A 23,595-nucleotide genomic window follows, 5' to 3' on the forward strand; every position below is an offset into this window, starting at 1 on the left:
TTCTCTCCGAAATAGCTTTAGGGCTAGCCTCGGCAGAAGAATCATGGAGGTAGAGCACTGTTTGGACGAGGGGTCCTTCTCGGGTTACCGAATCCAGATAAACTCCGAATGCCATGATTTATAGCCGGGAGTCAGACTGCGAGTGATAAGATCCGTAGTCGAAAGGGAAACAGCCCAGACCACCAGCTAAGGTCCCAAAATGTATGTTAAGTGGAAAAGGAGGTGGGGGTGCACAGACAACTAGGATGTTGGCTCAGAAGCAGCCATCATTTAAAGAGTGCGTAATAGCTCACTAGTCGAGTGACCCTGCGCCGAAAATGTACCGGGGCTAAACATACTACCGAAGCTGTGGATCACGAAAGTGATGGTAGGAGAGCGTTCTAAGGGCGAAGAAGGTAGATCGTGAGGACTACTGGAGCGCTTAGAAGTGAGAATGCCGGTATGAGTAGCGAAAGACAGGTGAGAATCCTGTCCACCGAAAGACTAAGGTTTCCTGGGGAAGGCTCGTCCGCCCAGGGTTAGTCGGGACCTAAGCTGAGGCCGACAGGCGTAGGCGATGGACAACAGGTTGATATTCCTGTACCCGTTGGAATTGTTTGAGCAATGGAGGGACACAGGAGGCTAAGGAAAGCATACGATTGGATGGTATGTCCAAGCAATGAGTCTTGAGTAGAGTAAAATGCTTTACTCTGTAAGGATGAGTTGTGATGGGGAGGGAAATATAAGTACCGAAGTTCCTGACGTCACACTGTCAAGAAAAGCTTCTAGTGAGAGACCAACGGCCCGTACCGCAAACCGACACAGGTAGTCGAGGAGAGCATCCTAAGGTGAGCGAGTGAACTTTCGTTAAGGAACTCGGCAAAATGACCCCGTAACTTCGGGAGAAGGGGTGCTGATATTAGTCAGCCGCAGTGAATAGGCCCAAGCGACTGTTTATCAAAAACACAGGTCTCTGCAAAATCGAAAGATGACGTATAGGGGCTGACGCCTGCCCGGTGCTGGAAGGTTAAGAGGAAGGGTTAGCTTCGGCGAAGCTCCGAATTGAAGCCCCAGTAAACGGCGGCCGTAACTATAACGGTCCTAAGGTAGCGAAATTCCTTGTCGGGTAAGTTCCGACCCGCACGAAAGGCGTAACGATTTGGGCACTGTCTCAACGAGAGACTCGGTGAAATTTTAGTACCTGTGAAGATGCAGGTTACCCGCGACAGGACGGAAAGACCCCATGGAGCTTTACTGTAGTTTGATATTGCGTGTTTGTACCACATGTACAGGATAGGTAGGAGCCGAAGAGACCGGGACGCTAGTTTCGGTGGAGGCGCTGGTGGGATACTACCCTTGTGTTATGAACACTCTAACCCGTAGCCTTGAAACAGGCTAGGAGACAGTGTCAGATGGGCAGTTTGACTGGGGCGGTCGCCTCCTAAAAGGTAACGGAGGCGCCCAAAGGTTCCCTCAGAATGGTTGGAAATCATTCGAAGAGTGCAAAGGCAGAAGGGAGCTTGACTGCGAGACAGACAAGTCGAGCAGGGACGAAAGTCGGGCTTAGTGATCCGGTGGTTCCGCATGGAAGGGCCATCGCTCAACGGATAAAAGCTACCCTGGGGATAACAGGCTTATCTCCCCCAAGAGTCCACATCGACGGGGAGGTTTGGCACCTCGATGTCGGCTCGTCGCATCCTGGGGCTGTAGTCGGTCCCAAGGGTTGGGCTGTTCGCCCATTAAAGCGGCACGCGAGCTGGGTTCAGAACGTCGTGAGACAGTTCGGTCCCTATCCGTCGCGGGCGTAGGAAATTTGAGAGGAGCTGTCCTTAGTACGAGAGGACCGGGATGGACTTACCGCTGGTGTACCAGTTGTTCTGCCAAGGGCACAGCTGGGTAGCTATGTAGGGAAGGGATAAACGCTGAAAGCATCTAAGTGTGAAGCCCACCTCAAGATGAGATTTCCCATTTCTTTAAGAAAGTAAGACCCCTGAGAGATGATCAGGTAGATAGGTCAGGAGTGGAAGGCCAGTGATGGTTGGAGCGGACTGATACTAATCGGTCGAGGACTTAACCAAAAAAGGTAGACGGTAGTGATTGACTTCAAATCCAGTTTTGAGTGAGCAACATGTTCATTCAAAGAAGAAAGACCCGTGTGGTGACGATAGCGAGAAGGATACACCTGTTCCCATGTCGAACACAGAAGTTAAGCTTTTTAGCGCCGATTGTAGTGAAGGGATTCCCTTTGTGAGAGTAGGACGTTGCCACGCAAGTCATTGGAGGTTTAGCTCAGCTGGGAGAGCACCTGCCTTACAAGCAGGGGGTCAGCGGTTCGAACCCGTTAACCTCCATTAAGAAGAAGCGAGCCGTTAGCTCAGTTGGTAGAGCATCTGACTTTTAATCAGAGGGTCACAGGTTCGAGCCCTGTACGGCTCATCAGGAAGACATGCGGGTGTGGCGGAATTGGCAGACGCACTAGATTTAGGATCTAGCGCCGCAAGGCGTGGGGGTTCAAGTCCCTTCACCCGTATATAAAGAGGCCGGCTTAGCTCAGTTGGTAGAGCATCTGATTTGTAATCAGAGGGTCGAGGGTTCAAGTCCTTTAGCCGGCATCGAAGGATGCGGAAATAGCTCAGTGGTAGAGCACCACCTTGCCAAGGTGGGGGTCGCGGGTTCGAACCCCGTTTTCCGCTTTAGGAAAGAGCAACAAAACGCCGGGGTGGCGGAACTGGCAGACGCACAGGACTTAAAATCCTGCGGTGAGTGATCACCGTACCGGTTCGATTCCGGTCCTCGGCATAGATGCGCCCATAGCTCAACTGGATAGAGTGTTTGACTACGGATCAAAAGGTTAGGGGTTCGACTCCTCTTGGGCGCGTAGTTTTTTTATATATATAAATAAAATCTTACATAATTCCGAGAAGTAGCTCAGCTTGGTAGAGCACTTGGTTTGGGACCAAGGGGTCGCAGGTTCGAATCCTGTCTTCCCGATCTTAGTTTAAAGAAGAAGTTTATTACTTCTTCTTTTTTATTTAGGCATACTTCTTTATTAAATAGGTAAAGTTCGGTATAATTATGGTCAGTATTAGTCAAGGAAAAAGGATGAATACGATGAGTAATCAAAATACTTCAGATTTAATTGAAGCATATCTAAAAAAGATATTAAAAGAAAGCAATAAAATTGAAATTAGGCGAGCAGAAATGGCCCATCTATTTAATTGTGTACCTTCTCAAATTAATTATGTAATTAACACTCGTTTTACAATTCAAAGAGGTTATGCTGTAGAAAGTAAACGGGGTGGAGGTGGATACATTCGGATTGCCAAAATACAAATTACGGATAATCATCAGTATTTAAAACAATTAAGGCAACTAGTTGGAGAGTATTTAACAGAAAAGGATGCTTTAATTGTTATACAGAAACTATATGAAGAAAATATAGTAACAAAACGAGAAGGGAACTTGATATTTTCCGTTTTAAGCAGATCTGTTTTAGAGAATTTCCAAAAAGATGAAGAGAAAATTAGAGCACAACTGATGTGTTCATTTTTAGAGAGATTGAGTTATGAGGAGGAATAGAGATATGGATGAATTATTTACAGAAAGTGCAAAAAATGTCCTTGCAATTACTCAAAATGAAGTTAAATACTTTAAACAAAAATTTGTTAGTTCTGAACATCTGTTATTAGCTCTAGTAACTGAAACAAATGGTATTGCTGGGAAGGTACTTCGTCAGTTAAATACAGATAAAATAGAATTAAAAGATGAAATTGAACATTTAACAGGATATGGCATAGTAGATAATTATTCTGATGAAACCTATCTGCCTTATTCTCCACGTGTAAAACAAATCTTTGCTTATGCTGGTGAAGAAGCTAAGCGTCTTGGATCCACCCACATTGGTACAGAACATATTTTATTAGGGCTCCTTAGAGATGAAGATATTCTTGCTGCTAGAATTTTATTAAATTTGGATTTAAGTTTATCAAAGATACGTCAATTACTATTAAAAAAAATGGGTGTTACAGATGAACAATTAAATAATGCTGCAAATCGTCGCAACACTCAATTAGGACAAAGAAAGGCAACAAAGGGAACGCCTATATTGGATTCTTTGGCCAGAGATTTAACTAAATTAGCAAATGAAAATAAACTGGATCCTGTAATAGGCAGATCAAAGGAAGTCAGACGATTAATTCAAATATTAAGTAGAAAAACAAAAAACAACCCTGTTTTGGTAGGTGAACCTGGAGTCGGGAAAACCGCTATTGCAGAAGGATTAGCACAGCAAATTGTTAATGGTGAAGTTCCTAGAGATATGCAGGATAAGCGATTAATGATGTTGGATATGGGGGCCTTAGTAGCGGGTACTAAATATCGTGGTGAATTTGAAGATCGGTTAAAGAAAGTCATTGATGAAATTTATCATGATGGACAAGTGATTTTATTTATTGACGAATTGCATACATTGATTGGTGCTGGGGGTGCTGAAGGAGCAATTGACGCTTCAAATATTTTAAAACCAGCTCTAGCTCGTGGTGAATTGCAAACTATTGGTGCAACTACTTTAGATGAATATCAAAAATATATTGAAAAAGATGCAGCATTGGAAAGACGATTTGCACGTATTCAGGTAGATGAACCAACTACAGAGGAAGCTGAACAAATTTTAAAGAGATTATGTCCTCGTTATGAAAATCATCATGGTGTACGAATTACAGATGCGGCTTTACATGCAGCTATTCAACTATCAGTACGTTACATTAATGATCGACAATTACCTGATAAAGCAATTGATTTAATGGACGAATCAGCAGCAAAAGTTCGTTTGGATAAGACAAATGAAACATCTAAAACACAAAAATTACAAGAAAAAATCGTACAAATCGTTGATGAAAAAGAGGCGGCAATTCAAGAGATTGATTTTGAAAAAGCGGCCCAATTGCATAAAAAAGAAAAGAACCTTCTAAAAGAACTTGATGATGCTTTTTTGATGGAAACAATGGACACAACAAGTTATAGCAATCAGGTAACAGAAGAGGATGTTACAATAGTTGTTTCCCAGTGGACAGGAATTCCTTTGCAGCAATTAGAGAAAAAAGAAAGTGAACGATTATTAGAATTAGAGTCTATTTTGCATAAGAGAGTTGTTGGACAAAATGAAGCAGTAAAAGCTGTTTCAAAAGCTATTCGCCGAGCTAGAAGTGGCTTAAAAGATCCTAAACGACCAATTGGTTCTTTTATGTTTTTAGGTCCGACTGGTGTAGGAAAAACAGAGTTAGCCAAAGCATTGGCTGAAGCAATGTTTGGTAGTGAAGATGCTCTTATTCGTGTCGATATGTCTGAATTTATGGAAAGATACAATACGAGTCGTTTAGTCGGATCACCTCCAGGTTATGTTGGTTATGAAGAAGGTGGCCAATTAACAGAAAAAATTAGACAAAAACCTTATTCAGTTGTTTTATTAGATGAAATTGAAAAAGCACATACCGATGTATTTAATATGCTTCTTCAAGTGTTAGATGATGGGCATCTAACAGATTCAAAAGGCAGAAAGATAGACTTTAGAAATACTATTGTAATTATGACTTCAAATATTGGTGCAACTGCTCTTCGGGATGAAAAAAATGTAGGATTTAATGTAAAAGATTTAAGTAGAGATCATCTTGCAATGCAAAAACGTATCTTAGATGAGCTAAAAAAGACCTGTAAACCAGAATTTTTAAATCGAATTGACGAAACAATTGTTTTCCATTCATTAAACAAAGAAGAAATACATGAAATTGTAAAAATCATGAGCTTATCCATTATTCAACGTATGAAAGAACAAGATATTCATATTAAAATAACCCCTTCAGCAATTGATGTAATTGGTAATGCTGGTTTTGATAAGGAATATGGTGCACGACCAATCCGAAGAGCTTTACAAAAAGAAATAGAAGATCGATTAAGTGAGGCACTTTTATCAGGACAAGTTCATTTAGGCGATAAAATCACAATTGGAGCTAGTAAAGGAAAAATTACAATGACTATTCATAAATCGACTTCTGAAAAGGTTTTTCAAACAACCTAATTTATAATATTTTTATTTAATTTTAGGAACAATTTAGTAAGATTACACTTGTTTATGAAGCATGGGAGTATATCCTATGCTTTTTATTTTGATAAATGATTATTTTAATCATTTCGTTTATTTCCTACTCATATATTAATAAAAACAACGAATTAAGACCTTATTAGCCTAATTTTTAAATGACTATCGCTACTTGGAAAGTTTGACAACCTATGATACTATAAAACAGTTATAAGGGAGGTAAACTATGATCGAATTAATTGCAACAGCTGAATCCGTTGAACAAGCAGAAAAATTATTAGAAGTTGGTATAGATACATTATACATAGGAGAAGAAACATATGGATTACGGTTACCTACTTCTTTTTCTCGTTTAGAACAAGAAAATATTGTGAAACAAGCTCATACTGCTGGAAAAAAAGTGACAGTTGCTATTAACGGAATTATGCATCCAGACAAAATGAAAAACATTTCTGAATATTTAGAATTTTTGCAAAATATTCAAGTTGATCAGCTTACAGTTGGTGATCCGGGTGTTATTTTTATCATGCAAAGAGATGAAATAAAAATTCCTTATATCTATGATGGTGCTACATTGGTGACTAATGCTAGACAAATAAATTTTTGGGGAAAACGTGGTGCCATTGGTGCCGTTTTAGCTAGGGAAGTCCCTTATAAAGAATTGGTAGCTATTTCTCCTAAATTAACTATTCCTGTAGAAATTTTGGTATATGGTGCTACTTGTATTCATCATTCTAAACGTCCACTTTTACAAAATTATTATAATTTTACTAAAATTAATGAGTTGAAAGATAAAGAGAGAGAGTTATTTATTTCTGAACCTAGAAAAGAAAATACACATTATTCTATTTATGAAGACAGTAATGGGACCCACATTTTTTCAAATAATGATATTAATTTAATGGGAAGGTTAGATCAACTAATTTCTTCTAATTATACACATTGGAAATTAGATGGTATCTATACACCAGGAGAAAATTTTGTGTCTATTGCAAGTCTTTTTGTGCAAGCTAGGGAAAAAATAATAAATAAAAATTGGACACAACTAGAAGCACAATTAGCAGTTGAACAGATAAATCAATTACATCCAAATAATCGAGGGTTAGATTTAGGTTTCTTTGATATAGATCCTGGTGAAATTAAATAATAAAGAGGTGAGAAGATGATTCATCAGCAAATTAAACGTCCAGAAGTATTAGCACCAGCTGGCACGTTAGAAAAATTAAAAACAGCTATTCATTATGGTGCTGATGCAGTGTATATTGGTGGCAATGCATATAGTTTACGAAGTCGTGCTGGCAATTTTTCATCAGAAGAAATGGCTGAGGGAGTAGCTTTTGCTAAGCAACATGATGCAAAAGTCTATGTAGCAGCAAACATGGTTACCCATGAAGGAAATCAATCAGGTGCAGAGGACTTTTTTCGTGAAGTACAAAACATTGGTGTTTCTGCAGTTATTATTTCAGATCCTGCACTGATTGAAGTATGTGCGAATAGCGCACCTGGATTACCTATTCATTTATCAACACAGGCATCAGCAACAAACTATGAAACATTAGAATTTTGGAAAAAAGAAGGATTAGAACGAGTTGTATTGGGCCGAGAAGTTTCCATGACAGAAATTAAAGAAATTCGTGAACATACAGATATAGAAATAGAAGCATTTATTCATGGTGCTATGTGCATTTCCTATTCGGGTCGGTGTATATTATCAAATCATATGTCAATGCGAGATGCTAATCGTGGTGGTTGTTCACAATCTTGTCGTTGGAAATATGATTTATTTGATATACCATTTGGAACGAATGAACGACATAGTTTAATTGAAAATAATGATACAAATGAAGAATTTTCAATGAGTGCAGTAGATATGTCAATGATTCAACATATTCCTGAGTTAATTGAGAATGGTATCGACAGTTTCAAAATTGAAGGTCGTATGAAATCGATTCACTATGTTTCAACTGCTTCTAATGTATATAAAACTGCCATAGACGCCTATATTTCAGATCCTAGCCATTATGAATGTAAACAAGAATGGATTGATGAACTCTGGAAGGTCGCTCAAAGAGAGCTATCCACCGGTTTTTATTATCATATACCTACAGAAGATGATCAACTTTTTGGTTCAAGAAGAAAAATTCCCGAATATAAATTTATTGGTGAAGTCATGGCTTATGATAAAACAACTAAAATAGCAACCATTCGCCAAAGAAATCATTTTTGTATAGGAGATAAAATTGAATTTTATGGACCTGGCTTCAGACATTTTAGTCAAACGGTAACTGTCATGTACAATGAAGATGGAGAATTAATTGATCGAGCACCTAATCCAATGATGATTTTAACAATGCCTGTTGAACACGAAGTTTTTATAGGTGATATGATTCGAAAGGAAAAATAAGTATTAATACTAATTAGTGAATTATTAATTTTTAATTTGTGAAAAAGCAAAGACTGGAAAGGTACCTTTCCAGTCTTATTTTTAATGAAATAATTTAAAATTATGAAAAATTCTTATAGCATAATATCTTTAATAAAGTTTTATTATGCTAAAATAAAACATAGGAATTATGCGTATATTATTTGGAAGGAGCTAGTAACATGAAAGCAGAAATTATAGCAGTAGGAACAGAAATTTTACTCGGCCAAATAGTGAATACAAATGCAACCTTTTTATCAGAGGAACTAGCTTCCTTAGGCATTGAGGTATATTACCAGACAGTTGTTGGTGACAATGCACAACGATTGACACAGCTTTTAAAGATTGCACAAAAACGTAGCGATTTGATTATTCTATGTGGTGGATTAGGACCAACAGAAGATGATTTAACAAAAGAAACAATTGCAAACTATCTTCATAAATCTTTAATTGAAGATCAAGATGGACTAAGAAATCTCCAGCATTTTTTTGAACTGTCTAAAAGAAAAATGACAAAGAATAATTTACGACAAATTTTGACAATTAAGGATGGTTATACATTACAAAATCAAACAGGGCTGGCTGTAGGTACATTAATAGAGAATGATAAAACGAACTATTTATTATTGCCAGGACCACCAAATGAATTACAGCCAATGTTTCAACAATTTGCTAGACCTCTATTGGAAAAGCTTTTTCCTCAAAGAGAACAACTATTTTCCAAAGTTTTACGTTTTTATGGTATCGGGGAATCACAATTAGTTACAGAATTGAAGGAACTGATTGATCAGCAAACAAATCCGACCATTGCACCTTATGCAAAAACAAATGAAGTAACCTTACGCTTGACTGCAAAGGCAACAGATGAAAAGACAAGTAATAAAATGCTGCTTTCATTAGAAAAACAAATTATGGAAAAAGTTGGGAGTTACTTTTACGGTTATGGAGAAAATAATAGTTTAGCAAAGGTAGTTGCTCATTTATTAAAAGAAAAACAAAAAACAATAACAGCGGCTGAAAGTTTAACGTCAGGATTATTTCAAAGTACATTAGGTGAAATTAGTGGTATATCTCAAATTTTTAAGGGTGGATTTGTTGTTTATACAGAAGAAACCAAAGAAAATTTTTTAAATATTCCCAAAGAACTCTTGGAAAATGATGGAACAGTTAGTGAAATTTGTGCCATAAAAATGGCAGAACACGCACGTCAATTAGCAAATACTGATTATGCAATTTCATTTACAGGTGTAGCTGAGAAAACATTGGAAGGAAAACCTGCTGGAACAGTTTGGATTGGATTTTCACAGAAAAACCAAACAGCATTTGCTAGGTCATTTCAGTTTAACGGTGATCGTAATAGTGTTCGTCAACATGCTGTTATGCAAGGCTTAGCGCTTATTCGCCAGATAGTTTTAAATAAAGAATAAGAAAGCGAATATTTGTTCGTATTTACCTTGATTTTTCAAGTTAGAAAAGTTATGATATAGCTAATAGTTAATAAATTATTATTGATTTTATATAGATCAAAGGAGGATTATCGATTGGCAGATGATCGCAAAACAGCTTTAGATGCTGCATTAAAAAAAATTGAAAAGAACTTTGGTAAGGGTTCTATTATGAAATTAGGAGAGAAGGCTGATCAGCAAGTTGCTACTGTTCCTAGTGGCTCTTTAGCTTTGGATGTAGCTTTAGGTGTTGGTGGCTATCCTAGAGGAAGAATCGTTGAAATCTACGGACCTGAAAGTTCTGGTAAGACAACCGTCTCTCTTAATGCTATCGCTGAAATACAAAAACAAGGTGGAACTGCTGCCTTTATTGATGCTGAACATGCTCTTGATCCACAATATGCCCAAAAATTAGGTGTTAATATTGATGAATTATTACTATCACAGCCAGATACTGGAGAGCAAGGCTTAGAAATTGCGGATGCTTTGGTATCTAGTGGTGCAATTGACATAGTTGTCGTTGACTCTGTGGCTGCACTTGTCCCACGTGCTGAAATTGATGGAGAAATGGGCGCCAGTCATGTAGGATTGCAAGCTAGATTAATGTCACAAGCACTACGTAAACTCTCCGGTTCAATTAGTAAAACAAAAACAATTGCTATTTTTATTAACCAAATTCGCGAGAAGGTAGGCGTAATGTTTGGGAATCCAGAAACAACACCTGGCGGTCGTGCGTTAAAATTTTATGCAACAGTTCGTTTGGAAGTACGTCGTGCTGAACAATTAAAACAAGGAACTGATATTGTCGGTAATCGTACAAAGATTAAAGTGGTTAAAAACAAGGTAGCTCCACCATTTAAAGTAGCTGAAGTAGATATTATGTATGGCCAAGGAATTTCACAAGAAGGTGAACTTTTAGATATGGCTGTCGAACAAGATATTATTGATAAAAGTGGCGCATGGTATAGTTACAATGAAGAACGAATTGGTCAAGGAAGAGAAAATGTTAAGAATTATATGATAGAACATCCTGAGATGGTGGAAGAAATTTCTAAAAAGGTGCGTAAGGCCTTTGGTATTGAGACAGATGCAGATACAGATGCTTCAACCAAAACAAATAAAGAAGAAACAGGCAATATTACGGATAAAACAGATGCACAAGAAGCTCTCCCATTGGATGAATAATATTAAAAAATACTAAAAACAATTTATTTATAAATTGATTAATCGTTGTATATTTCAATTAAGTCATAATAAAAGCTATGAAAAATCTGACAAATTTTTTTTAGCTTGTTATGGCTTTTTATTTTACTATATATTTGAAAAAACTGAAATATTGCTATTTAATTTGTTTATTTTGTGATTTTTTAAAACGTTTCTCATAGTTGGAAAGGGCTTTTTTAAGTTGACACACTACCCTACAAACATTAGAATAAAGTTGTGTGCAAATACACATATGCAAGTAGGCATATTGATAATTAAATTCAGTTTATCAAAAAACTACATAAATACAATAAATTAAAACAGTAATAGATAGTACGGAGGTGGAATAATGACTTCAATAATTCTCCTCGCTATCGTCGGTTTGATTGTCGGTCTTGGTTTGGGGTTTATCATCGCAAAATCTCGTCATGAAAAGGCAATAGATAATGCAGAAAACTCGGCAGCTGGAATTCTTAAACATGCCAGAAAAGAAGCGGAAACTTTAAAGAAAGAAGCGTTGCTAGAAGCTAAGGAAGAAAACCAGAAATATCGTTCAGAAATCGAAAGTGAGTTAAAAGAAAACAAAATAGAACTAAAATTTCAAGAAAATCGTTTACTACAAAGAGAACAGACAATGAATAGAAAAGACGATTCTTTAGAAAAACGTGAATACTCACTGGAAGAAAAAGAAAAGAACATTGGTGTTAGACAGAAATTGATTGAGGAGCGAGAATATGAGGTAGAAAGTTTACTTGATGAACAACAGAAAAAATTAGAGCATATTGCTTCATTATCAAAAGATGAAGCAAGAAATACGATTTTAAAAACAACAGAAGAAGAATTACATCATGAACTAGCAGTTATGATAAAGGAATCAGAGCAACGTGCAAAAGAAGAAGCGGATCGAAAAGCTAAGAATATACTCTCTTTAGCAATCCAACGTTGTGGTGCAGATACGGTATCAGAGGCAACTGTTTCAGTTGTAGCTTTGCCAAATGATGAAATGAAAGGTCGAATTATTGGCCGTGAAGGTCGAAATATTCGAACATTAGAAACACTAACAGGTATCGATTTGATCATTGATGATACACCTGAGGCTGTTGTATTATCTGGCTTTGACCCAATTAGAAGAGAAATTGCTCGCATGACCTTGGAAAAATTAATCCAAGATGGTCGTATCCATCCAGCTCGTATTGAAGAAATAGTCGAAAAATCCAGAAAAGAAATGGATGAAAGGATTAGAGAGTATGGTGAGCAAGCTGTTTTTGAATTAGGCGCGCATACCATGCATCCAGATTTAATTAAGATTATAGGCCGTTTGCATTTTAGAACAAGTTATGGACAGAATGTTTTAGATCATTCTATTGAAGTAGCAAATTTAGCTGGACTTTTAGCTGCTGAGTTAGGCGAAGATATTCAACTAGCAAAACGAGCGGGTTTAATGCATGACATAGGAAAAGCATTAGATCATGAAATTGAAGGTTCTCATGTTGAAATTGGTGTAGAACTAGCTGAAAAATACAAAGAAAATCCAGTGGTCATTAATGCCATTGCTTCACATCATGGTGATGTTGAAGCCACTTCTGTTATTTCTGTTCTTGTCGCTGCGGCAGATGCCTTATCTGCAGCAAGACCTGGAGCGAGAAGTGAATCTTTAGAAAACTATATTAAACGTTTAGAGAATTTAGAAAATATTTCTAATAGCTTTGCTGGTGTTGAGTCTAGTTTTGCTGTTCAGGCAGGTAGAGAAGTACGTGTAATGGTAAAACCAGATGAAATTTCTGATCTTGAATCGATTCGTTTAGTGAGAAATATTCGTAAAAAAATTGAGGATGATTTAGATTATCCTGGAAATATTAAAGTAGTCGTTATCCGAGAAATACGTGCAGTCGATTACGCAAAATAAGCAAAAAGGTGTGAAGTAAAATGCACACCTTTTTGCTTATTTAAAATTAAGTAAAATTTTTTCAAAAAGATCAATTCTTAATTGTATAGTATTTTGGTAAAAATAAGTATTGATTAAATTTATCTACTTTTTATCTTTTTCTTATTGTCTTCTATGTGTAACTAATTAGCAACAGCAAAAAATATATTTATGAGTATATCATAAGTATGGTTTTTCTATATTCTTTTGTAATTATGTATTTATGTTAAAAAATAGAAAAATTATCTCTTTCCAATTAATACAAACTATGAAATAAAAAAGACATCTATAAATGAATGATTTATGAATAAACTAATATTTCAGTATATAAACAATGAATTAGTTAAATAGACGAATGAGTATAAAGAAGTAATATAGTTTGCATCCTTTTATTTGATGGAAAACTTTCTTTTATTAGAAAAAAACACTATAATAATAGCAGATGAAAAAGAGAAGAGGAAGTTGTTTGCGTATATTATTTATAGGAGATGTTGTTGGTTCACTTGGAAGAAATTTTTTAGCTAGTAATTTGCCAAAATTAAAGAAAAAGTTTCATCCACAGGTAACAATCGTAAACGGTGAAAATGCTGCTGCAGGCAGAGGTATTACAAGTAAAATTTATAAAAAATTTTTGCAAGATGGTGTAGATGTTGTTACATTAGGAAACCATACTTGGGACAATAGAGACGTTTTTGAATTTATTAATGATGCGAAAAAGATGGTTCGACCAGCAAATTTCCCAACAGGAACACCTGGAAAAGGCATGGTTTTTGTTCAGGTGAATCAATATGAATTGGCAGTTATTAATTTACAGGCAAGAACATTTATGACAGCAGATCTTATTGATCCATTTTCTACAGCAAAAGAACTTATTGAAGAAGCAAAGAAAAGAACACCGCTTATTTTTATTGATTTTCATGGGGAAACAACGAGTGAAAAACAAGCAATGGGATGGTTTCTAGATGGACAGGTTGCTGCAGTTATTGGAACACATACGCATGTGCAAACAAATGATAAACGAATTCTGCCTGGGGGTACTGCTTATTTAAGTGATGTAGGAATGACTGGTCCCTATGATGGAATATTGGGGATGAAAAAAGAACCCGTTCTTGAAAAGTTTCTAACTGCTTTACCTCAACGCTTTGAGGTAATTGAGACAGGGCGTGGTATTTTATCTGGTTGTATCATTGATGTAGATGATCATACAGGCAAGGCACTCAATATAGAAACTATTTTAATTACGTAGGATAATCCTTTTCGTGAATAAATTTAAAAGTTGATCTCTTGCAATGTTTGAGATTAACTTTTTTCATCTTTGACTTAGAATATATTTTTCTTAGTTTTTAGTCGTTTCATAAGACAGTTGGCTTAATTAAAATAGATAGGTGAAGTAAATGGAAAATTTTGAAATAGATGAATCAATTCAAATAGAATTAAATCAACTTCTTTCTCTTATTGAAGAGCATGATATCATCCAGCGATATAAAATGCTTGAAAAAAAAGTACAAGCAAATAAAAAATTAGCTGAATTGACAGGAAAAATCAAAACAGCTCAAAAGGAAGCTGTTCAATTTGCCCATTATGATAAACCGAATGCTGAGCAAGAAGCAATCTGTCAAGCAGATCGGTTAACAAAAGAATTTAATGAACAACCATTAGTTATTGCGTATCGTCAAGCTTTAAGTGAGGCAAATGAACTATTGCAATATATAACTGAAATGATACAATCTCAAATAAATGAAGAAATTGAGAAAGAAGGTCTATGATGCCGCAAAAAACAAAAAATACACCAATGATGGAACAATACCTAACGATTAAGGAACAATATTCAGATGCTTTCCTTTTTTATCGCCTAGGAGATTTTTATGAAATGTTCTATGATGATGCGACTCAAGCGGCACAACTATTGGAGTTGACCTTAACAAGTCGTAATAAAAATGCTGATGAACCTATTCCAATGTGTGGAATTCCTTACCATGCTGCACAAAATTACATTGATATACTTATTGAAAAAGGATATAAAGTAGCAATTTGTGAACAAGTTGAAGATCCAAAAGCTGTTAAGGGCATGGTAAAAAGAGAGGTAGTTCAATTGATTACCCCAGGTACAGCAATGAATACTAAAACAATAGATGCCAAGTCTAATAATTATCTAACAGCTCTTATTTCTAAAGGCACTAATTTTGGTCTTGCCTATGTAGATTTAAGTACTGGTGAGTTGAAAACAACAATTCTTATGGATGAAGAGAGCGTAATTAACGAGGCTTCTGCCTTACAAACGAAAGAGATGGTTATAGGCAATACACTCTCAGACTCTTTGTATACCATTCTAAAGAATCGATTAAACATTGTTTTTTCCAAACAAGAAAATGCAGAAGAAAATGCTGAATTCAGCTTTCTAACAAGTGAATTAACAAATGAAATAGAAATAGAGGTCACTGGTAAATTACTAACCTACCTAGCCATAACACAAAAACGTAGTTTGGCACATATACAAAGAGCTGTAGAATACCAGCCAGATCATTATTTAAAATTAGATTCTTATTCTAAATTTAACTTAGAATTAACACAATCTATACGAACGGGTCAAAAAAAAGGAACACTACTCTGGTTGTTAGATGAAACCAAAACAGCTATGGGTGGACGTCTATTAAAACAATGGCTAGATCGGCCATTAATCCAAGAAGAGCAGATTAAAAAGAGACAGGAAATGGTCCAATCCTTATTGGATGCTTATTTTGAACGAATGGATTTACAAACAGCATTAACAAGCGTTTATGACCTAGAACGCTTAGCAGGACGAGTAGCTTTTGGAAATGTAAATGGTCGAGATTTAATTCAATTAAAGACATCTTTAGAACAAGTTCCTGCTATCCAACAATTGATTATTGGTATCGATCATGGAGAATGGAAGGACCTGTTAGTCGATTTAACACCAATGGATGAATTGGTTGAGTTAATCTGTATGGCGATTAATGAAGAGTCGCCTCTTCAAATTACTGAAGGAAACGTAATAAAAGATGGCTATGATGAACAATTGGATGAATATCGTGATGCTATGCGTCATGGAAAGCAATGGTTAGCAGAGCTTGAAGCAAAAGAACGTATGGGGACGGGTATTAAAAACTTAAAAGTCGGGTTTAATCGAGTTTTTGGTTATTACATTGAAATTACTAAAGCAAATCTAGGAAACTTAAATATAGATAGGTATGAAAGAAAACAAACGTTAGCGAATGCTGAACGCTTTGTTACACCACAATTAAAACAAATTGAGCATTTGATTTTGGAGGCTGAAGAAAAATCTGTTGATTTAGAATATCAATTGTTCTTAAAAGTACGCGAACAAATAAAAGAGAATATTGAGTATTTACAGTATTTAGCTAAAACAATTAGTAATTTAGATGTCTTACAGGCTTTCGCAACGGTCAGTGAAAAATATCATTATGTTTGTCCAGAATTAAAAAATTATGGAAAATCGCTAAGTATTGTTGAAGGACGACACCCTGTTGTTGAAAAAGTATTAGGATACCAAGAATATATTCCAAACAATATTGAGATGGATTCAGCAACAACAACCTTATTAATCACAGGTCCTAATATGTCAGGTAAAAGCACCTATATGCGTCAATTGGCTTTAACAGTAATTATGGCTCAAATTGGTTGTTTTGTACCAGCAGAATCAGCAATTTTACCAATTTTTGATCAAATATTTACTCGAATTGGTGCATCCGATGATTTAATTGCTGGTCAAAGTACATTTATGGTGGAAATGATGGAAGCAAACCAAGCACTTCGTCATGCTACGCCAAATAGTTTAATTTTGTTTGATGAATTAGGTAGAGGAACAGCTACTTATGATGGAATGGCGTTAGCCCAAGCCATTATTGAATATATACATCAAAATGTTCGAGCAAAAACCTTATTTTCAACGCATTATCATGAATTGACTATACTAGATCAGTCGCTTCCTGATTTAAAGAATGTTCATGTGGGTGCTATTGAAAAGAATAATGAAGTCATTTTTTTGCATAAAATAATGGAAGGTCCAGCAGATAAAAGTTATGGTATTCATGTTGCAAAAATTGCTGGTCTACCCAATGGATTGCTTGAAAGAGCTACGGTTGTTCTGTCTTCATTGGAATCTGAAAACAATCTTACTAAGCTGGATACTAGTATTCCTATAGTTGAAACATCGAAACATATTATTCAAGAAGAAAATGGACAGGTATCTTTATTTGAAGAACTATCTCCAAATGTTTCAAGTATTATAGATACATTAAAAAGGATAAATTTATTAGAAATGACACCAATGGATGCCTTAAATACATTGCATGATTTACAAAAGAAAGTTTAAAAATTATCCCTAAAAGGAGGATAAAAATGGGAAAAATTCAGGAATTATCTGAACAATTGGCAAATCAAATTGCTGCTGGTGAGGTAGTTGAACGCCCTGCCTCCGTGGTGAAAGAGTTAATGGAAAATGCTATTGATGCTGGCGGTACACAAATTGATATTTTGATTGAAGAAGCTGGATTAAAAAAGATTCAAGTCGTTGATAATGGCGAGGGAATTGCTAAGGACGATGTACCTAATGCATTTAAGCGTCATGCTACTAGTAAGATTCATACAAGAGATGATTTATTTCGAATTCGCAGTCTTGGATTTCGAGGAGAAGCTTTGCCAAGTATTTCTTCGGTTTCTGAAGTTACTCTTGAGACGGCTGTATCCAATGAGACAGAGGGAAGTTTTATTTATTTAAAAGGTGGTAAGATAATGGAACATCGTTCCTCAACTTTAAGAAAAGGAACAAAAATTGTTGTTTCAAATCTATTTTTCAATACTCCTGCACGTTTGAAATACGTAAAAACAATACAAACAGAACTAGCAAGCATTGGAGATATTGTAAATCGTTTAGCATTGAGCCATCCAAGTATTGCTTTTAGCCTCACTCATGATGGAAATAAGATGATGCACACCACTGGTAAAGGTGAGTTGAAACAAACCATTGCAGGTATTTATGGGGTAAGCATAGCGAAAAAGATGATTACTATTCAAGCAAAAGACTTAGATTTTTCGTTAACAGGTTATATTTCTTTGCCAGAAGTTACTAGGGCAAGTCGTAATTATCTATCGATTATAGTTAATGGTCGTTATATTAAAAATTTTATTCTAAGTAAAGCAATTCTTGAAGGATACGGTTCTAAGCTAATGGTTGGTAGATATCCAATTGCTATTTTGGAAATTAGCATAGATCCCTTATTGATTGATGTCAATGTGCATCCAACCAAGCAAGAAGTGCGATTAAGTAAAGAAAAAGAATTGGTACAACTGGTTCATCAAGCAATTCATGAAGCTTTAAGTCAAGAACAACTTATTCCAAATGCAGTTGAAAATCTTACATTTAAAAAGAAAATTGAAAAACCAGATAAAGTTGAACAACTAAATTTGTCATCTTTTGAAAAAGAACAAGCAAAAAATTCCTCACTTCCTAGCTCCAAAAAATCAGACATAATTCATTACAACAAAGAAACTGGCAATTTCTATGTAGGTGAAAAACCAGGTACCTATCCAACAGGAACGTTTAAAGAAAAGATTGAACAAGCAAAAAAAATAACAGCCAAACCATCTGGTGAAAATAATGAAGGCAAAAATATAGCAAATTTATTAAAGAATGAAATTCCTTTAACGAATAAAATTAAATCTAGCCACTTAACATTATCAGGGAATAATGAGGATAAAAAAGAAGAACTACAATCAAATGAGACAAAGAATGAATTTGCCCTATTATCAAAAAATCAAGATTTACAAAAGACTGAAACCATTTCAACAAATGAATTATTTGCAGATGAGACAATGACAATTACTGTTGACGAATCAATGGATGAAAATTATTTTTCTGAGAAACATGCCACCCATTTAGGAAATATAAATAATAAAAACTCGATAAAGACCATACATACTGAACAAGAAACAACAGAAACATTGAATCAAAAGAATCGGTTTCCAGATTTAGAATATTTTGGTCAAATGCATGGAACCTATCTTTTTGCTCAAGGTTCCGATGGGTTGTACATTCTTGATCAACATGCGGCTCAGGAACGAATTAACTATGAATATTTTCGCGAAAAAATCGGTGAAGTAACAGATGATTTACAAGAACTATTAGTTCCATTAATTATTGACTATCCAAATACGGATGTCTTAAAAATTAAAGAAAAGAAAGACAAATTAAAGGATGTCGGCATTTATCTAGAAGATTTTGATCAGAATAGCTTTATTGTTCGTTCCCATCCAACTTGGTATCCATCTGGAGAAGAAGAAAGTATTATTCGTGAGATGATTGATATTCTTTTGACGACCGGTAACATCAGTGTAAAAAAATTTCGTGAAGAAACAGCTATCATGATGAGTTGCAAGCAAGCAATAAAGGCAAATCATTTTTTAAATGAAAAACAAGCACGTAGTTTATTAGAAAAACTTGCTACCTGTGAAAATCCATTTAATTGTCCACATGGACGTCCTGTTTTAGTCCATTTTACAAATTCAGATATGGAAAAGATGTTCAAACGAATTCAAGATCCACATTAATTTAGCTAACTAATAATGAATAGACGAACAAATCATAAATTTAATTTAAGAATAATGAATATTCAAAGTTTTGTTAATCTACAGATTTTTGTGTGTCACTCTAGCTTTAATGAGTTAGCTATTTAGTAATAATGCATCTATAAAGGAAATAAAGGCGAATCACTCGAATTATCTCGTTATACTCGTTATGATATGGATAAGGAGGGATAACTATGAAAAATGATAAAAATAGGGATGATTTAAAGAATAAACTTGATCCAATGAGTTACTCAGTCACACAAGAAAATGGTACTGAACCACCATTTACTGGTCAATATGATAATTTTTATGATGATGGTATTTATGTAGATATTGTAAATGGTGAACCACTTTTTAGTTCATTAGATAAATATGATGCTGGTTGTGGTTGGCCATCATTTACAAAACCGATTGAAAGAAAAGATATTACAGAAAAGACAGACCGCTCATTAGGCATACATCGTGTAGAAGTGCGTAGTAAGGAAGCTGATTCTCATTTAGGTCATGTATTTACAGATGGTCCAGTTGATCAGGGCGGCTTACGCTATTGCATAAATTCAGCGGCATTACGATTTGTACCTGTAAAAGACCTAGAAAAAGAAGGCTATGGTGAATATCTCTCATTATTTAAGTAAAGGCACAAAACATTTAATTTTTTACTCGTTAATCCATTGAATGATAAAATAATTAGCCAAAGTAATTTTTAATTAAAAATTATTTTGGTTTTTTGATTAAACAGTGATATTTGTTTTAGTTTTATGCTATTTAGTATAAAAATGCTAGGAATATTTATTGTCTAATTAAGAAATATAAATTCAAATTCTTGTTAGACTAGCAAACAAAAATCTATTTAATATGACTAGCTTAATATAAAGAAAATAAAATTAGAAAATACTAAGACAAATAAAGCTCCAATCTTGCGCATATTAATTCATTCTGTTTATATCAATAAGGCATGGCAGTCATCAGTGATATAATAAGTTTTATAAGATATCGATTAGTGTTCAATAGAATACATAATAAGAAGAATTAACTAAAATTATTGTTTTCTTCTTTATTTGTTTGTTTTATCAAAAAATGCAACTATTGACTACGATGAATGTATGCTAAAATAGAAACATATGTACGTATATTATTAGAAGGGTGAAAATAAATTTATGTTTGAATATATTATTGGTACCATTACTTTTATCAATCCTTATTATCTTGTTATAGAAACCAATGGCATTGGGTACCAAATCCTAGTGAGCAATCCTTATCATTATTCTGGAAAATTAGAAAAAAAGGTAAAAATTTATTTGCATCAGGTAATTCGAGAAGATGCACAATTGCTCTATGGATTTAGGGAAATGGAAGAGAAACAACTTTTTTTAAAGCTAATTGGCGTATCAGGTATTGGGCCCAAAAGTGCTTTAGCAATTTTGGCTTTGGAAGATCACGGGGGGTTAATCAATGCTATTGCAGATGAAAATGCAAGTTATTTAACAAAATTTCCTGGTGTGGGTAAAAAAACAGCACAACAAATGGTTTTAGATTTAAAAGGAAAATTAGATGAATTAGAAATGACACCAACAGCTGTAAAGGCAATGACAAATCAGCCAAAAGTTAAAACAAACCAAGCATTAAATGAAGCATTAGAAGCTTTGTGTGCCTTAGGATATAATGATAGAGAAATCAAACGAATTACGCCTGACTTGAAAAGTATGGATTCACAATCAACGGATCAATATTTAAGTCAAGCATTAAAGTTAATTATGAAATAATTTATGAAATTACTTTTTTAACAGATGAAGAAAGAATAGAAATTTATAATAAAAGTAAATTTTTTAAAAATAACTAGGTGAAAAGTCTGTATTTAATAGAGAAAGGGGGAATAATAAATGTCAGAAGAAGAACGATTAATGACAGCTAAAAGTAACCAACAAGATGAAATACTCGAAAAATCCCTTAGGCCTAAATTTCTAACTCAATATATTGGACAGGAAAAAGTCAAACAAGAATTAACAATTTATATTAAAGCAGCTTGTAATCGAAAAGAAGTATTAGATCATACTTTACTTTATGGACCACCTGGGTTAGGCAAAACTACTCTAGCAATGGTAACTGCCAATGAAATGGATGTAGGAATGCGAACCACAAGTGGTCCAGCGATTGAACGTCCTGGCGACCTTGTTGCTATTTTAAATGAATTGACTCCTGGTGATGTCTTGTTTATTGATGAAATTCATCGATTACCAAGAACGGTAGAAGAGATGCTTTACTCTGCGATGGAAGATTTTTATGTGGATATTATGGTTGGTCAAGGTACTACAGCTCATCCAGTACATTTTTCTTTACCACCATTTACACTTATTGGTGCAACGACACGAGCGGGCATGCTTTCTGCACCTTTACGTGATCGTTTTGGCATTATTTCTCACATGGAGTATTATACTGTGGAAGACTTGAAAGAAATTGTTATACGATCTTCAGATATTTTTCAAACAGAAATCATGGATGAAGGTGCTTGTGAAATTGCTCGTCGTTCTAGAGGAACACCTAGAATTGCGAATCGGTTATTAAAAAGAGTTAGAGATTTTGCACAAGTTCAATCAAATGGAGTAGTGACAAAAGATATCGCCGATAAAGCTCTCACTCTTTTACAGGTAGATCATCAAGGATTAGATTATATAGATCAAAAACTTTTAAAAACAATGATTGAATTATATGGAGGAGGACCAGTTGGACTAAGCACGATTTCCGTAAATATTGGTGAGGAAACTGAGACAGTTGAAGATATGTATGAACCTTTTTTAATTCAAAAAGGATTTATTAAGCGAACGCCAAGAGGAAGGATTGCTACGACACTTGCTTATGAACACCTTGGTTACCATACATACAATCAAAAAGAGTAAAATTCATTATTAGAAAACTCGAGGATGTAGAAAGTAATAAAATTTAATCAGTAAAACGAAATGAATTAAAATCTTTATTTCCTATTTAGTTTGTTTTATAAAATCTACTTCACGATTTTTTAAGAAATAAGGATGTTCTATTCAGTCGAGTATAGAATATTTTCAAGTTGTTTGACAAAAGAATTTTTAATAGTTATTCATCGTTAATTGATAGACTTCTTAAGTTTACTGTTAATTTTAGACTAGCCATTTAAAAAGAAAGTAAAAAAAAGTATAATAAAAGAGATTGTAAATAAATTAAAAGGGAATGTGAACCATGGACGATCGGTTAACTAAAGAATTAAAAGAACGTTACGGCATTGTTTTCCATGATGTCAATTTATTAGAACAGGCATTTACCCATTCTTCCTATGTCAATGAACACCGTTATTTAAAATTATCAGATAATGAACGCATAGAATTTTTAGGTGATGCTGTATTAGAATTAATTATTTCTCAGTATCTTTATCAAAAATATCAAAATTTACCAGAAGGTAAATTAACAAAAATGCGAGCAGCAATTGTTCGGGAAGATAGTTTAGCCAAATTTGCAAAGGAATGTCAATTTGATCAATATATTCTATTGGGCAATGGTGAAGAAAATTCTGGTGGACGTGAGCGTTCTGCATTGCTTTGTGATTTGTTTGAAGCTTTTTTAGGAGCTTTATATTTAGATCAGGGAATCGAAACTGTAAAATATTTTATTTCAGAGATTATTTTTCCAAAAATTGAAGAAGGAAATTTTTCTCATGAAGTTGATCATAAGACACACTTACAAGAAGTTCTTCAGCATAAGGGAGATGTCAATATTGATTATAGATTGGTAGATGAAAAAGGGCCTGCCCATGACCGTATTTTTTATACAGAGATTTATGCAGATGAAAAATTGATTGGTAGAGGCCATGGAAGATCTAAAAAATTGGCAGAGCAAGATGCAGCAGAGCGTGCATTAAAAGAAATTCTTCAATGAGCTGGAAGGAGCAAAGGTA

General features: G+C 34.8%; 15 protein-coding genes, 8 tRNA genes and 2 rRNA genes (1 of these 25 running past the window's edge). All 25 read left to right on the forward strand.

Features of this window, described 5'->3' with window-relative positions:
• Window positions 1–2,057, forward strand: a 23S ribosomal RNA gene (locus tag MPTP_RS01285) (it extends 848 nt beyond the left edge of the window).
• Between the two features lie 76 nt (window positions 2,058–2,133).
• Window positions 2,134–2,249 (forward strand): 5S ribosomal RNA (gene rrf / locus MPTP_RS01290).
• Window positions 2,250–2,257: 8 nt separating this feature from the next.
• Window positions 2,258–2,330 (forward strand) — tRNA-Val (locus tag MPTP_RS01295).
• Window positions 2,331–2,342: 12 nt separating this feature from the next.
• Window positions 2,343–2,415: transfer RNA gene (locus MPTP_RS01300), tRNA-Lys, on the forward strand.
• A gap of 12 nt (window positions 2,416–2,427) precedes the next feature.
• Window positions 2,428–2,509 (forward strand) — tRNA-Leu (locus MPTP_RS01305).
• A gap of 9 nt (window positions 2,510–2,518) precedes the next feature.
• Window positions 2,519–2,591 (forward strand) — tRNA-Thr (locus MPTP_RS01310).
• 9 nt (window positions 2,592–2,600) lie between these two features.
• Window positions 2,601–2,672 (forward strand) — tRNA-Gly (locus MPTP_RS01315).
• A gap of 20 nt (window positions 2,673–2,692) precedes the next feature.
• Window positions 2,693–2,778, forward strand: a tRNA-Leu gene (locus MPTP_RS01320).
• A gap of 5 nt (window positions 2,779–2,783) precedes the next feature.
• A tRNA-Arg gene (locus tag MPTP_RS01325) sits at window positions 2,784–2,857 on the forward strand.
• Window positions 2,858–2,896: 39 nt separating this feature from the next.
• Window positions 2,897–2,970 (forward strand) — tRNA-Pro (locus MPTP_RS01330).
• A gap of 120 nt (window positions 2,971–3,090) precedes the next feature.
• The gene (locus MPTP_RS01335; RefSeq protein ID WP_013773211.1) at window positions 3,091–3,558 is read left to right on the forward strand and encodes a CtsR family transcriptional regulator; all 468 of its coding nucleotides are present in this window, start codon (window positions 3,091–3,093) and stop codon (window positions 3,556–3,558) included.
• Between the two features lie 4 nt (window positions 3,559–3,562).
• Window positions 3,563–6,052: an ATP-dependent Clp protease ATP-binding subunit gene (locus MPTP_RS01340; RefSeq protein WP_013773212.1), complete on the forward strand. Its 2,490-nt coding sequence runs from the start codon at window positions 3,563–3,565 to the stop codon at window positions 6,050–6,052.
• A 247-nt stretch (window positions 6,053–6,299) separates the two neighbouring features.
• Window positions 6,300–7,220: a peptidase U32 family protein gene (locus MPTP_RS01345; RefSeq protein WP_013773213.1), complete on the forward strand. Its 921-nt coding sequence runs from the start codon at window positions 6,300–6,302 to the stop codon at window positions 7,218–7,220.
• A gap of 15 nt (window positions 7,221–7,235) precedes the next feature.
• Window positions 7,236–8,477, forward strand: a complete 1,242-nt coding sequence (locus MPTP_RS01350) for a peptidase U32 family protein (protein WP_013773214.1) — start codon at window positions 7,236–7,238, stop codon at window positions 8,475–8,477.
• A gap of 200 nt (window positions 8,478–8,677) precedes the next feature.
• The gene (locus MPTP_RS01355; protein ID WP_013773215.1) at window positions 8,678–9,922 is read left to right on the forward strand and encodes a competence/damage-inducible protein A; all 1,245 of its coding nucleotides are present in this window, start codon (window positions 8,678–8,680) and stop codon (window positions 9,920–9,922) included.
• A gap of 114 nt (window positions 9,923–10,036) precedes the next feature.
• The gene (gene recA / locus MPTP_RS01360; protein ID WP_013773216.1) at window positions 10,037–11,125 is read left to right on the forward strand and encodes a recombinase RecA; all 1,089 of its coding nucleotides are present in this window, start codon (window positions 10,037–10,039) and stop codon (window positions 11,123–11,125) included.
• A 367-nt stretch (window positions 11,126–11,492) separates the two neighbouring features.
• Window positions 11,493–13,049 (forward strand): ribonuclease Y, encoded by a 1,557-nt coding sequence (rny, locus tag MPTP_RS01365; RefSeq protein WP_013773217.1) that lies wholly within the window; start codon window positions 11,493–11,495, stop codon window positions 13,047–13,049.
• Between the two features lie 484 nt (window positions 13,050–13,533).
• Window positions 13,534–14,313 carry a TIGR00282 family metallophosphoesterase gene (locus MPTP_RS01370; protein ID WP_013773218.1) on the forward strand — a complete coding sequence of 260 codons (780 nt, stop codon included), beginning with the start codon at window positions 13,534–13,536 and terminating at the stop codon, window positions 14,311–14,313.
• A gap of 148 nt (window positions 14,314–14,461) precedes the next feature.
• Window positions 14,462–14,833 carry a YlbF/YmcA family competence regulator gene (locus MPTP_RS01375; RefSeq protein ID WP_013773219.1) on the forward strand — a complete coding sequence of 124 codons (372 nt, stop codon included), beginning with the start codon at window positions 14,462–14,464 and terminating at the stop codon, window positions 14,831–14,833.
• Window positions 14,833–17,421 (forward strand): DNA mismatch repair protein MutS, encoded by a 2,589-nt coding sequence (gene mutS / locus MPTP_RS01380; protein WP_013773220.1) that lies wholly within the window; start codon window positions 14,833–14,835, stop codon window positions 17,419–17,421. Before MPTP_RS01375 ends, mutS begins: the two co-directional genes overlap by 1 nt.
• A 26-nt stretch (window positions 17,422–17,447) precedes the next feature.
• Window positions 17,448–19,655 (forward strand): DNA mismatch repair endonuclease MutL, encoded by a 2,208-nt coding sequence (mutL, locus tag MPTP_RS01385; protein ID WP_013773221.1) that lies wholly within the window; start codon window positions 17,448–17,450, stop codon window positions 19,653–19,655.
• 212 nt (window positions 19,656–19,867) lie between these two features.
• A complete protein-coding gene (gene msrB, locus MPTP_RS01390) occupies window positions 19,868–20,308 on the forward strand; it encodes a peptide-methionine (R)-S-oxide reductase MsrB (RefSeq protein ID WP_013773222.1) in 441 nt (146 codons plus the stop codon).
• 522 nt (window positions 20,309–20,830) lie between these two features.
• The gene (gene ruvA, locus MPTP_RS01395; protein ID WP_013773223.1) at window positions 20,831–21,436 is read left to right on the forward strand and encodes a Holliday junction branch migration protein RuvA; all 606 of its coding nucleotides are present in this window, start codon (window positions 20,831–20,833) and stop codon (window positions 21,434–21,436) included.
• Window positions 21,437–21,553: 117 nt separating this feature from the next.
• Entirely contained in the window at window positions 21,554–22,567 is a 1,014-nt protein-coding gene (ruvB, locus tag MPTP_RS01400) for a Holliday junction branch migration DNA helicase RuvB (RefSeq protein WP_013773224.1), read from the forward strand.
• A gap of 316 nt (window positions 22,568–22,883) precedes the next feature.
• Window positions 22,884–23,576 carry a ribonuclease III gene (gene rnc / locus MPTP_RS01405; RefSeq protein ID WP_013773225.1) on the forward strand — a complete coding sequence of 231 codons (693 nt, stop codon included), beginning with the start codon at window positions 22,884–22,886 and terminating at the stop codon, window positions 23,574–23,576.
• Window positions 23,577–23,595 lie beyond the last annotated feature (19 nt).

Origin of the sequence: Melissococcus plutonius ATCC 35311 (assembly GCF_000270185.1) — a bacterium.
GTDB classification, from domain to species: Bacteria; Bacillota; Bacilli; order Lactobacillales; family Enterococcaceae; genus Melissococcus; species Melissococcus plutonius.

Excerpts from the sequence above, each read along its gene's own strand:
- MPTP_RS01335 (WP_013773211.1), top strand. The coding sequence starts at position 3,091 with ATGAGTAATCAAAATACTTCAGATTTAATTGAAGCATATCTAAAAAAG.
- MPTP_RS01340 (WP_013773212.1), top strand. The coding sequence starts at position 3,563 with ATGGATGAATTATTTACAGAAAGTGCAAAAAATGTCCTTGCAATTACT.
- MPTP_RS01345 (WP_013773213.1), top strand. The coding sequence starts at position 6,300 with ATGATCGAATTAATTGCAACAGCTGAATCCGTTGAACAAGCAGAAAAA.
- MPTP_RS01350 (WP_013773214.1), top strand. The coding sequence starts at position 7,236 with ATGATTCATCAGCAAATTAAACGTCCAGAAGTATTAGCACCAGCTGGC.
- MPTP_RS01355 (WP_013773215.1), top strand. The coding sequence starts at position 8,678 with ATGAAAGCAGAAATTATAGCAGTAGGAACAGAAATTTTACTCGGCCAA.
- rny (WP_013773217.1), top strand. The coding sequence starts at position 11,493 with ATGACTTCAATAATTCTCCTCGCTATCGTCGGTTTGATTGTCGGTCTT.
- MPTP_RS01375 (WP_013773219.1), top strand. The coding sequence starts at position 14,462 with ATGGAAAATTTTGAAATAGATGAATCAATTCAAATAGAATTAAATCAA.
- mutS (WP_013773220.1), top strand. The coding sequence starts at position 14,833 with ATGCCGCAAAAAACAAAAAATACACCAATGATGGAACAATACCTAACG.
- mutL (WP_013773221.1), top strand. The coding sequence starts at position 17,448 with ATGGGAAAAATTCAGGAATTATCTGAACAATTGGCAAATCAAATTGCT.
- msrB (WP_013773222.1), top strand. The coding sequence starts at position 19,868 with ATGAAAAATGATAAAAATAGGGATGATTTAAAGAATAAACTTGATCCA.
- ruvA (WP_013773223.1), top strand. The coding sequence starts at position 20,831 with ATGTTTGAATATATTATTGGTACCATTACTTTTATCAATCCTTATTAT.
- ruvB (WP_013773224.1), top strand. The coding sequence starts at position 21,554 with ATGTCAGAAGAAGAACGATTAATGACAGCTAAAAGTAACCAACAAGAT.
- rnc (WP_013773225.1), top strand. The coding sequence starts at position 22,884 with ATGGACGATCGGTTAACTAAAGAATTAAAAGAACGTTACGGCATTGTT.